Source organism: Gilliamella sp. Choc6-1 (genome assembly GCF_001690385.1).
Lineage (GTDB): Bacteria > Pseudomonadota > Gammaproteobacteria > Enterobacterales > Orbaceae > Gilliamella > Gilliamella apicola_A.
Genome location: NZ_LZHI01000012.1, coordinates 23,800 through 35,489, shown reverse-complemented (window position 1 = coordinate 35,489; position 11,690 = coordinate 23,800). Strand labels below are relative to the sequence as shown.

General features: G+C 33.8%; 12 protein-coding genes. 2 read left to right on the top strand and 10 right to left on the bottom strand.

All coding sequences use genetic code 11. The annotated features are described in order from the left end of the window. The first annotated feature begins 1 nt into the window (after position 1). Positions 2 to 628, top strand: coding sequence for a protein-L-isoaspartate(D-aspartate) O-methyltransferase (locus A9G36_RS00620; RefSeq protein WP_065568750.1), 627 nt, complete (start codon positions 2 to 4; stop codon positions 626 to 628). A gap of 237 nt (positions 629 to 865) precedes the next feature. Here the strand turns inward: A9G36_RS00620 and pnuC are convergent, their stop codons facing one another. Both pnuC and nadR read right to left on the bottom strand, forming a co-directional pair. Next, positions 866 to 1,555, bottom strand: coding sequence for a nicotinamide riboside transporter PnuC (pnuC, locus tag A9G36_RS00615; protein WP_034943482.1), 690 nt, complete (start codon positions 1,553 to 1,555; stop codon positions 866 to 868). A gap of 2 nt (positions 1,556 to 1,557) precedes the next feature. Beyond that, positions 1,558 to 2,793 carry a multifunctional transcriptional regulator/nicotinamide-nucleotide adenylyltransferase/ribosylnicotinamide kinase NadR gene (gene nadR / locus A9G36_RS00610; RefSeq protein ID WP_065568749.1) on the bottom strand — a complete coding sequence of 412 codons (1,236 nt, stop codon included), beginning with the start codon at positions 2,791 to 2,793 and terminating at the stop codon, positions 1,558 to 1,560. A 161-nt stretch (positions 2,794 to 2,954) separates the two neighbouring features. Here nadR and recD point away from each other — a divergent pair, with 161 nt between their 5' ends. Beyond that, entirely contained in the window at positions 2,955 to 4,805 is a 1,851-nt protein-coding gene (recD, locus tag A9G36_RS00605; RefSeq protein WP_065568748.1) for an exodeoxyribonuclease V subunit alpha, read from the top strand. Positions 4,806 to 4,889: 84 nt separating this feature from the next. Here the strand turns inward: recD and A9G36_RS00600 are convergent, their stop codons facing one another. The 8 genes from A9G36_RS00600 to rlmH all read right to left on the bottom strand — a co-directional run bounded on the left by A9G36_RS00600 (position 4,890) and on the right by rlmH (position 11,686). Continuing rightward, positions 4,890 to 5,615, bottom strand: coding sequence for an amino acid ABC transporter ATP-binding protein (locus tag A9G36_RS00600; RefSeq protein ID WP_034943474.1), 726 nt, complete (start codon positions 5,613 to 5,615; stop codon positions 4,890 to 4,892). Next, positions 5,612 to 6,292, bottom strand: coding sequence for a glutamate/aspartate ABC transporter permease GltK (gltK, locus tag A9G36_RS00595; protein ID WP_034943472.1), 681 nt, complete (start codon positions 6,290 to 6,292; stop codon positions 5,612 to 5,614). The genes A9G36_RS00600 and gltK overlap by 4 nt, the downstream gene beginning before the upstream one ends. Further along, the gene (locus A9G36_RS00590) at positions 6,289 to 7,032 is read right to left on the bottom strand and encodes an amino acid ABC transporter permease (protein WP_034943469.1); all 744 of its coding nucleotides are present in this window, start codon (positions 7,030 to 7,032) and stop codon (positions 6,289 to 6,291) included. Before A9G36_RS00590 ends, gltK begins: the two co-directional genes overlap by 4 nt. 86 nt (positions 7,033 to 7,118) lie before the next feature. Continuing rightward, positions 7,119 to 8,027, bottom strand: coding sequence for a glutamate/aspartate ABC transporter substrate-binding protein (locus A9G36_RS00585; RefSeq protein ID WP_034943466.1), 909 nt, complete (start codon positions 8,025 to 8,027; stop codon positions 7,119 to 7,121). A 202-nt stretch (positions 8,028 to 8,229) separates the two neighbouring features. Next, on the bottom strand, positions 8,230 to 9,795 hold the full coding sequence (gene lnt / locus A9G36_RS00580; protein WP_065585256.1) for an apolipoprotein N-acyltransferase: 1,566 nt from the start codon (positions 9,793 to 9,795) through the stop codon (positions 8,230 to 8,232). Continuing rightward, positions 9,788 to 10,660 carry a CNNM family magnesium/cobalt transport protein CorC gene (gene corC, locus A9G36_RS00575; protein ID WP_065568746.1) on the bottom strand — a complete coding sequence of 291 codons (873 nt, stop codon included), beginning with the start codon at positions 10,658 to 10,660 and terminating at the stop codon, positions 9,788 to 9,790. Before corC ends, lnt begins: the two co-directional genes overlap by 8 nt. A 74-nt stretch (positions 10,661 to 10,734) precedes the next feature. After that, entirely contained in the window at positions 10,735 to 11,199 is a 465-nt protein-coding gene (gene ybeY, locus A9G36_RS00570) for an rRNA maturation RNase YbeY (protein ID WP_034943459.1), read from the bottom strand. 16 nt (positions 11,200 to 11,215) lie between these two features. Next, entirely contained in the window at positions 11,216 to 11,686 is a 471-nt protein-coding gene (gene rlmH / locus A9G36_RS00565; RefSeq protein ID WP_034944655.1) for a 23S rRNA (pseudouridine(1915)-N(3))-methyltransferase RlmH, read from the bottom strand. Positions 11,687 to 11,690 lie beyond the last annotated feature (4 nt).

The following is an 11,690-nucleotide window of genomic DNA, read 5'->3' as shown; positions in this document are numbered from 1 at the left end:
AATGCAAAGTTTAAAAATACAGTCTCTTATTCAATTATTGTATCAGCAAGGAATTAAAGATGAACGTGTCTTAGCTGCTATTGCTTTAATTCCTCGAGAGCATTTCATTGACGAAGCGCTTTCTCATCAAGCTTATGATAACCGCTCTTTACCAATTGGTAGTGGTCAAACTATTTCTCAGCCTTATATAGTTGCAAAAATGACAGAATTATTAAGGCTAGAGCCTCATTCTAAAGTATTAGAAATCGGTACTGGTTCTGGTTATCAAACAGCAATATTAGCTAAACTGGTTAATCACGTTTGTTCTGTTGAACGAATTAAAAATCTGCAATGGAATACCAAAAGGCGCTTAAAACAATTAGACATTCATAACATCTCAACTCGGCATGGTAATGGTTGGCTTGGCTGGCCTGAGCGAGCTCCTTTTGATGGTATTATTGTGACAGCAGCTGCATCAGAAGTCCCTAAACATTTACTTGAACAGCTAGCAGATAAAGGTCGTTTAATCATTCCTGTAGGTGAGCAAAAACAAATTTTACAATTAATAGAACGTAATGGGGATAAGTTTATCACAAAAAATATCGAAGAGGTGAAATTTGTCCCATTAGTCAAAGGTGATATAGCATAGTAGTTACGCTAAAATAAGTAATACAATAGAGAGTATTTACCATTTATAGAAATATAAAATTATTTATTTCATTAAAACGTATGTATGAATAATTAAAAATATAACAAATAGAAAATAAATCATTTATTTTCTATTTGTTATATTAAAAACTTATGGTAATTATTAGTGTTTCTATGCGTTTATTTATGGCATTTTAATAAGTATTCATCATAAATCGAATATTATGATTAAAATTCTTTATTGTTTTTGTTCAGATTGTTTCCATTCACAAATACCGTAAATTGCATTGAATAAATAAATTAAGTATTGCGTAGCGATAACAATATTATTAGTATAAATATTTAGCCCAATTACTAGCACATTTAATATTATCCATAAATACCAATTAAAAGAATAACGCATCATTAAAAGTAACTGTGCAACAACCCCTAATCCGAAAATAAAGCAATTAGTAACGAGTTGGTAAATTGTGTTTTCTACACCAATAGCGTGAGTTAAATAAATATTGATAAATACAGCAACTATTAAAAAAATCAAAACATATAAAAATGCAGTTTCACTTAATGAGCGGACTTTAACATTTTTATCATTATCTTGATTTTTCTTCCAAGCCATTAGACCAATAATATGTGATCCAAAATAGTAAAAAGTCGGCAAACCAGCCCCGATATTGTTACCTAAGTAATTGGCATAACATTCTGCCATGACCGCAAACATGCCTAACACATTACCCATATTTTTGCGTTTGGCTAGCAAAATCACACATAATAAACCACAGAAAGCACCAATATAAGAGGAAAAGTAACGTAAATTTAAATAAGTAAAAGGATCTGTATATAAAAAGGCTAAAGTGATACAAATGACGCAAAAATAGGGGTAAAATTTGTTGCGCCCAATTAACATAGCAATATAGCTTAATTTATTCATAATTAATACTCTTCATTATTAATAAGTTGATTCACTAATTCGATGCAACGCAAGTAACGCTCTTCATAATTAGGTGAGTCAATTTGGATGTATTTGATATTATTTTTTTCAAGGATTGAAATAAGCAATTGTTGGAAATCCTTACGTTGTTTGCGGCTACCAAGGGATCGTAAACCATCAGCAATCCATGGTGTGTTATTACCTAACAAGATTACCAAATCAAAACGATAGTTGTTGATCATCGCCTGTAAAAAAGGATGTTCTTTACCTTCATATTTTTTACAAAAAGCTTGGGTAGTTACAAAATCCGTGTCGATAAACGATACTTTGTTAGCATGTTTTATCGCAAAATCAATATACTGTGCATGCCCTAATGCAATCTTATCATAGTCTGCATATTGCAAAGCACGCTCATCACCGCCAAGATGAGAAAAAACATAATTGCGTCCATATTCCCATGCGCTAGTTGTATTAAATACGTTTGCCAATTTATTTACTAAAGTTGATTTACCACTGGATTCCCCACCCAAAATGGCGACAGTTCGAACAAAAAAAGGTCTTACTTCTGTTGGAATATATTGCCAATTTTGAAGTGGTGCTTGGCGGATTTGGGTACCACTAACTTGCATAAACTTGCGTTTTGGATCGATAAGTACAGTATCTAAATTAAATAAATCTTTATACATAGCTACATCTTGAGGTTCACTAGAATAGACGCAATTAGGGTGAATGCCTTTATCAATAAATAGCTTTTTGACACGCTCACTCCATTCAAACCAACCGTTAGGGTAGGCAGGAATACCATCTTCTTCTAATAATTCAATATGAATATTTTTTTGATATTTAAATGTTTGTAATAACCAACGAATTCGATCATTAATAGTTGGCTGGCGAGACATCGCACTTTGCTTAAACAGCGCCATATCACGAAGGGTATCTGAACAAAGAACTACATACAGCTCATCAACTTGACTAATGGCACGTTGGATTAAATGAATATGCCCAGTATGTAATGGATAGAACTTACCAAAAATTACCCCTATTTTTTTATTTTTATCTGATTCTTCAATTTGTAAATACTGGTGAAGTGATTGCAATTTTTGAGCACTTGGATTTTTAATTTTATCATTTATTAGTTGGCTCAAATAACCTTTGGTCATTTGGCAGGCATCAGCAACAGTTTGTAACGATAATTTTTTTCTTTTTATTGCTTTTTTCACATAGCTAAAGCTATTCATATGGTCTCCCTGTTTCTTATATGCGACAAAATTTACACCATTTATTTTAAATGTTCAATATAGTAAACAAAAATATTTATATAAGCTCCAAGCTAATTTATCCAAAAGATAATTATGAGTATATAATTAGGCTATAGATAATATTAAAATAAAGAAAAGATATGTTAACTCAGTGGTTCAATCAATTTAAACAATATAGTCAAATTAATTTATTAGATATACATATAGCCAAATTTTTAACTGACAAAGCCCAGTTAACTGATAAACTAACAGCAAAGCGTTTTGGTTTTTTAATTTTGTCCCTGAGTATGGAGGTAAGAGCAGGACATGTTTGTCTGGATCTCTCATGTCTAAACCCACTAAATACAGAGCCTGAAATTTGGCTTGGCTTGGAGTCACCAACGGATAAAGACTGGATGCTTACATTAGAGGCAGCCAAAAATAAGCAAGTAGTAAGTGATGGTAATATTTTATCTCCATTGATTTATACTAACAATAAACTTTACTTTCAACGGATGTGGTTAGACGAAAAGCTAGTTGCTTATTATTTTAATCATACTAAACTTGATCATAATGAATATGATACTTCTAGTCTAAATGCCATTCTGGATCGGCTTTTTAACAATCAAGAATTACAGATTGATTGGCAAAAGGTTGCAGTAGCCGTTGCATTAACACGCAAGGTCGCCATTATATCTGGTGGTCCTGGTACAGGTAAAACTACTACTGTTGCCAAAATTTTAGCTGGACTTATACAAACTAATTCCTCAGCCCGAATTATAACGGCTGCACCAACTGGTAAAGCAGCTTCAAGATTAACTGAATCATTAAGTCGAGCAATTGATAAATTATCACTTGAATCGTTAAATCTCAAAGCAGAATCAGTCACATTACATCGATTATTAGGTGCAAGAACAGATAATCGTGCCTTTATTTATAATAAAAATAACCCGTTGCATGTCGATGTGCTAGTAATAGACGAAGCTTCAATGATTGATTTAAATATGATGGCACGAATTATCGAAGCATTACCTAAGTCAGCACGTTTAATTTTACTAGGTGATAAAGACCAACTATCATCAGTTGAAGCTGGGGCTGTATTTGGTGATCTGTGTTCATTTATTGCCAATGGGTATAGCCAAATGCGAGCAGATGAATTAAGCCAGCTAACGGGCTATATGATACCTGCGCATTCACAAGTAGCCTCAATTACCGACAGCATATGCCTATTACAAAAAAGTTATCGATTTAATGATTCATCAGGAATTAGTATATTAGCTAATGCTGTAAAAGAAGGTCAGAGCTCACTGGCAAAAACGTTGTTAACGGATAATTTATTTGATGATATTCGTTATTACTCATTATCTTCTAAACAAGCTTATCAAACAATGCTACAAGATAGCATCGAACATTATAAGCATTATTTAAAATCAATTAATCGACAAGGTAACAATAATGTTGCGGCTATATTAGATAAATTTGCCCAATATCGCTTACTTTGCGCCTTAAGAGAAGGGATTTTTGGATTAGAAGGGTTAAATAAGCAAATTGAATTATTATTGGTTAAAAATAAATTGATTGAACAGAGAAATAAAGAAAATTGGTATATTGGCCGCCCAATTATGATTTTACAAAACAGTGCCACATTAGGGCTATATAATGGTGATATAGGTATTACGTTGCCATCAGAGAAGGATAGTTCAAAAATGCGAGTTTATTTTCCTTTTGCTGATGGGGTAATCAAAGGTTTTTCACCATTTAGGCTACCAGAGCATGAAACAGCTTATGCAATGACAATATATAAATCGCAAGGTTCAGAGTTTAATCATGTTAATATTATTTTACCAACGGATTATTCACCTTTGCTTAATCGATCGCTACTTTATACCGCAATTACACGGGCTAAAAATAGTGTTTCAATTTATGCAAATGACTATGTACTAATGCAATCAGTAAAAACACAAACAGAAAGACATAGTGGGTTAATTAATTTATTGCAGAACAATAATTAAATTAGATATATGTTTTTTTATGATAAATTGGGATGATTTTTGTAGGAATAGCAAAACAGGGCAATAAAGCCCCGTAATTAAATATTAATGAATAATTTTAGCTAAAAAGTCTTTAGCGCGATCAGACTCAGGATTACTAAAGAATTGCTCTTTTGAAGTATCTTCAATAATCTCACCTGCATCCATAAAGATAACTCGATGTGCTACCTTGCGAGCAAAGCCCATTTCGTGAGTAACTACCATCATAGTCATACCTTCATAAGCGAGTTCAACCATAACATCTAGTACCTCATTTACCATTTCAGGATCAAGAGCTGATGTAGGTTCATCAAATAACATGACAATCGGATCCATACAAAGCGCCCGAGCTATAGCAACACGTTGTTGCTGACCTCCTGAAAGTTGTGCCGGATATTTGTTAGCATGAGCAAGTAGACCAACCCTATCTAAAAGTGAAAGTGCTTTTTCGCGAGCCTCTTTATCTGCTCTTCCTAATACTTTGATTTGTGCAAGCGTTAGGTTTTTTAAAATCGTTAAATGTGGGAACAGTTCAAAATGTTGAAAAACCATACCGACTTTAGAACGTAATTTTGCCAAATTAGTTAATTGACTAGTAACTTCGGTTCCATCAATAATAATTTTGCCTTCTTGTACAGGTTCTAACCCATTTACAGTTTTAATTAATGTTGATTTTCCCGAACCAGAAGGACCACAAACAACTACCACTTCGCCTTTATCGACTCTTGTAGTACAGTTTTTTAATACTTGAAATTGTCCATACCATTTTGATACGTTTTCTAAAGAGATCATCGAGTAATCCTTTTCTTAAAATAATTAACTAAGCGTGAAACAGTGAAGCATATGATAAAATATACTGCTCCAGTAAATAGCACCATTTCAACAATTAAACCATCTCTGTTACCCACAATATTTACAGCTCGGTAGAAGAAATCAGCTAAATTTAGCGTATAAATAAGCGTAGTATCCTGGAATAAAATAACACCTTGTGTTAATAAAAGAGGCGTCATAATGCGAAATGCTTGTGGTAAAACAACCATCCGTAGAGCCTGACCTTTAGTCATACCAAGAGCCAGAGATGCACTGATTTGACCTTTAGACACACTTTGAATACCCGCACGAATAATTTCAGAATAATAAGCAGCTTCAAAAAGTGCAAAAGCGATTAGTGCGGACACAAAGCGTATGTCTGTCGTTGGAGGAAGATTTAATAATTTCCCCAAAAGTTGTGGGACAAGTAAATAAAACCATAATAAGACCATCATAAGAGGAATTGAACGGAAAATATTTACATAACACATAGCGAACCAATGCAAAATTTTGATTGAAGATAAACGCATAATTGCCAGTAGTGTTCCCCACACGATACCAAAAATTACTGCAGTAATTGTTATCTCTAAGGTTAATATCATGCCTTTCATGATATAAGGTAAATTTGGTAAAATTTGCCCCCATTCTAATTCCATCATGATTTACCTCCTAAAATCCCAGGAAGTCGTACTTTTTTTTCTATATATTGCATAGCAAACATAATAACCACATTAATAAGTACATACCCTAAGGTAATGGCAATAAATGATTCATAAGGTTGGCCAGCATGCTCTAATAATTGATTAGCCTGTTTTGTTAGCTCAATATAACCTACTGTAGAGGCAACAGCAGAGTTTTTAACCATGTTCAACATTTCGGATGTTAATGGCGGAATTACTCTTCGATAAGCATTTGGCAATAATATATATAAGTAGATTTGTTTTAGTGTTAATCCTAATGCAATTCCAGCATTTTTTTGTCCTATTGGGATTGATTGGATTGCGGCCCTTATTTGTTCACAAATACGAGCACCAGTAAATAATCCTAAGCCAATTGTTGACATTAATAATGTAAATGTCATTGGATCAATATCATTATATAGCCAATCTCTAATTGATTCTGGTACCAATATTGGCACAACTTCAATCCAAAAGAATAAATGAATGATAAGGGGAATATTTCTGAAAATTTCGACATAACAAGTGCCTAACGTTGATAAAAAACGATTAGGTAATGTTCTCAAAACACCAAATAGTGAACCTACGAAAAAGGCTACTAATCCCGATGTAAAAACTAGCAATATGGTCATTTGAAAACCTAACCACAGCCATCCTAAATAAGTTGTATCCCCAAAGGGAGTTGGTTGCAGAAAAATCCCCCAATTCCAACTTGTTGTCATAAATGCTCCAACATATAAAAAATATTTTTTGTAAATAAGATGATGAGCGCAGCAACCTGCGCTCTTTTGAAAATATAAGTATATTATTAGTCTAATGCTTTATCATTAGGGTGAGCGAAAAGTTCTTTCATCTCGGGAGACATGTCAAAGTTCATGTTTAATCCTTTTGGTGGAATAGGCTCCTTAAACCATCGATTATATGACTTCTCTGCCATACCAGAAGTTTGAAATTCGGCAATGGTTTTATCTACTAATGCTTTAAATTGAGGATCTTGCTTGCGCAACATACATCCATAAGCTTCATAAGATAGTGGTGTCCCGACAATTTCCCAAAGTTCTGGTTTTTTAGCTTTTGAGCGTTCACCAGCTAAAAGTGCATCATCGATCAGGAATGCCGCTGCTCGTCCGCTTTCAAGTGTGCGAAATGCATCACCATGATCTTTCGTTGCAATAATACGAATATTCAAACCTTTTTCAGAATTGATTTTGTTTAGCATAACTTCAGAGGTTGTACCAGAAGTTACGACTACATTTTTACCTTTCAGGTCGTCAATATCTTTGATTTTGCTATTCGTTTTTACTAAAAAGCGAGTACCAACTATAAAAATAGTATTTGAAAAATCTACTTGTTGTTGACGAGAAAGATTATTAGTTGTTGAACCACATTCAAAATCATAAGATCCATTTTGTAAAAGTGGAATACGATTTTGTGATGTAAGTGGTAAATATTTAACTTGTAAATTTGGCATATTAAGTTCTTTTTTTACCGCATCAACGATAAGATCTGAGTAGTCTTGTGAATAACCAATAACTTTTTGATTATCACCATAATATGAAAAAGGAACTGATGATTCTCTATGCCCAACGACAATCATACCATTTTCTTTCACTTTAGCAAGTGTACCATTAAGTTCCTCCGCAACTGCAGAACCAGCCATTAGACCTAGCATTGCAAATGATAACACTAATTTGGTTAATTTTGTCTTTCTGTTCATACTCATCTCCTACGGTTTGATTTGTATCGTATTAAATAAATTTAATATTTTTACAAGCGATGTATATTATAACTTATTTTTAAACATAAAAGTACTTTTTACTGTTTATTTATATATTATAGAAACTAGATACAACTAATAAATAGTGCTTTATAACTCTCATTGAGGTGCTAAAATTTATTCTAAACTAAATAAGCAATAATTATGCCAGTATTCTAGACCAAAATCGTTCTTTTATAAAAAGAAGAATAAACATTAAAGCCATCATGATCCAATAAGGTTGATTTCCCCAACTAGCATAAGGCGTTAAACCTACCGTAGGTGATAATGTTTGTGTTAATACTGTAGTTTCAAATTGTGGTAATTGTTTAATAATCTCACCATGATGATCAATAATGGCAGTGATTCCTGTATTGGTGCTACGAATTAATGGTCGCCCAAATTCTAATGCTCTTGCTTGAGCCATTTGCAAATGCTGTTTTGGTCCAATACTATCACCAAACCAAGCGTCATTGGAAACAGTAAGTAAAAAATCGGTATCAGCGGTAAAGTTTTGCCAAATCAGATTGGATAAAATTACTTCATAACAAATAGCTGTAGTAAACTTAAAGCCTTTCATTTCAAGTTGTGGCTGCTGTTTTTCACTGGATGTCATTGATGACATAGGGATATTAAGTAATTTAGCAATCGGTTTAAGTACGGATTCCAATGGGGTAAACTCACCAAATGGTACTAAGTGGTGTTTTTGATAACGATTCCTAGTTGGGTATTGGTAGGGGGTTTTTTCTCCTAATACTAATAATGTATTATAAATTTTTCCTTGGGCTTCGGAATTACTGTCATCAAAGCGATAGTCAATGATTCCCACCGCAATTTCAGAATCATTTGCTCTTGCTTGCTCATCCAGATAATTCAAAAAAGATTTTTGATTTAATTCAATATCGGTAATGCTTGCTTCAGGCCAAATAATGATCTTATTGCTACTAATGTTGGCCTGAGTTAGCATTGCGTAGGTTTTTAACGTATTATTTAACTGTTGATTATCCCAACGCAATGATTGTGGAATATTACCTTGAATTAAAGCAAAATTGGCAACACGTTGATGATCGACGGTGGTCCAGTTAATATTTTTGAATGGAATTGGTGCAATAAAAATCGTAAAAAGTGCAAACCCTGCACCAAATATGTACTTTTTATTAGCATGTTGTTTTATTTTGTATAAACAATAAACGAACAGCCCGCACAAAATAGATGTCAATAAATTAACACCATCTATTCCCATAATTGGAAAATAAGCGCGTAAAGGGCTATCAAGTTGACTATAGCCTAATTGTAGCCAAGAAAAACCTGTCAAGATATAACCACGTAAAAACTCAGTCCCTTGCCAAATGATGGGTGCTGCAAAAACTAATTGTTTAAATGAACATTGTGGGGCAAATCGTTGTACTACTCTAAATCTAAGCAAAAAAGCAAATAACATAGGATAAAGTGACAAATAAAGGATAAAAATCCCTAAAATAATGAGCGCCACAAGTGTAGGTAATTCACCATATTGTTTAATACTAATATATACCCAATGAACTCCAGCTGCAAAGTAACCGATACCCCAAAATAATCCAAGTAGGATAGCTTGTTTACTAGATTTATTAGCAATAAGCCATAATAAACCCGAAAATGAGATAAAAGCTAAAGGCCAAAGGTGAAAAGGGGTATAACTGAAAACAGCTATACTACCTAAAATCATACTAGCTAAGACGTATTTAAGCATTTTCTGATAGTTCAAGATTAGGTACAGTAGCACCTTCTGGAATAGTTACATGTAATTGGATGATTCGCCTGCGATCAACAATAGTTACTTTAAATTGATATCCATCAATAGTAATACTTTCACCACGTAAAGGTAAACGTCCAAAATGTTGCATTACTAAACCCCCAATGGTATCCATGTCATCATCACTAAATTTAGTAGCGAATATTTCATTAAAATCTTCAACTGGCGTGAGCGCTTTTACAGTATAAACTGATTGAGTTAAGCGGCGAATATCGCGATCTTCAATTTCATCATACTCATCTTCTATATCACCAACAATAAGTTCTAAAATATCTTCAATAGTAACAAGACCTGATACACCGCCAAATTCATCAATTGCCATTGCCATATGATAGCGCTGCATACGAAACTCTTTTAACATATGATCAACACGTTTACTCTCGGGAACGACAACAGTAGGGCGCAGAATTTTTTTGAGATCAAAATTATCAACGCCTTGACGAATAAATATAAGAAGATCTTTGGCTAATAAAATGCCTTCAATATGATCTCTATCTTCACTAATAACAGGATAGCGCGAGTGCCCATGTTCAGAAATAATATCCAGGCATTCATCTAAAGTATAATTATCTTTAATTGTGATAATTTGAGAACGAGGAATCATGATATCTCGGACACGTTGTTCCGCTATATCCATAACACCTTCAATCATATCAAGGGTATCTGGATCGATGAGATCGTTTTCTTCGGCTTCACGAATGACTTCAATCAACTCTTCTTTGTCTTTCGGTTCAGAATTAAATAATTGATTTAACCATAATGCAAACCCTTTTTTAGGGGACCGGTGATTGTCATCACTCATTTGCTCTCTTCCTTTCTTATTTTGCTATGATAAAAAATGTTAATAAAAACAAATAGTGTAATGAATAGTTTCGATTAGTCAACTAGTTGATAAGGATCATCAAATCCTAACTGCTGCATAATACTTATCTCGATATTCTCCATTTCTTTTGCTTCTTCGTCAAGAATATGATCATAGCCAAGTAAATGTAAACAACCATGCACAATCATATGTGCCCAATGTGAGGTTAATGATTTGTGCTGAGCTATTGCTTCTGCTTCTACTACTTGTTTACAAATAACCAAATCACCGAGCAACGGTACAGCAATTTCAATTGGTGACTCAAATGGAAAAGATAATACATTAGTAGGTTTATCTTTGTGTCGATAAGTACTATTCAATTGCTGGCTTTCTTGTTCATCGACAATACGAATAGTAATTTCAGCACTATCCATAAATTGTGGCAAAATAACTTCTAACCATTTTATAATTTGCTTTTCAGTAGGTAGGTTTTGGTGATCTTTTGTAGCAACTTGCAGATCTAAAATAATCTCGCTCATTTTTATTACCTAGTTATTATTCACGATGATATGGATGATTAGTGGTTAAGCTAAAAGCTCGGTAAAGGCTTTCTGCCACGATGATGCGAACTAAAGGATGAGGAAGTGTAAGCGGTGATAGAGACCAACTTTGCTGCGCAGCGGCTTTACAAGCAGGAGATAAACCTTCAGGTCCACCAATTAATAAACTCACATCACGACCATCTGCTTTCCAGTGCTCTAACTGTTCGGCTAAATTATACGTTGTGTAAGGTTTACCTGGAATATCGAGCGCCACAATGCGATTACTTTTACCGCAAGCACTTAGCATTGCTTCGCCTTCTTTATCTAAAATTCGTACAATATCTGCATTTTTAGTACGTTTTCCTGCGGGAATTTCAACAAGCTCCAAAGGCATATCTTTAGGAAATCGTGACTGATAATCATTAAAAGCAATAGTAACCCAGTTTGGCATTTTAGTGCCAACAGCAATAAGCTGTATTTTCACGGCA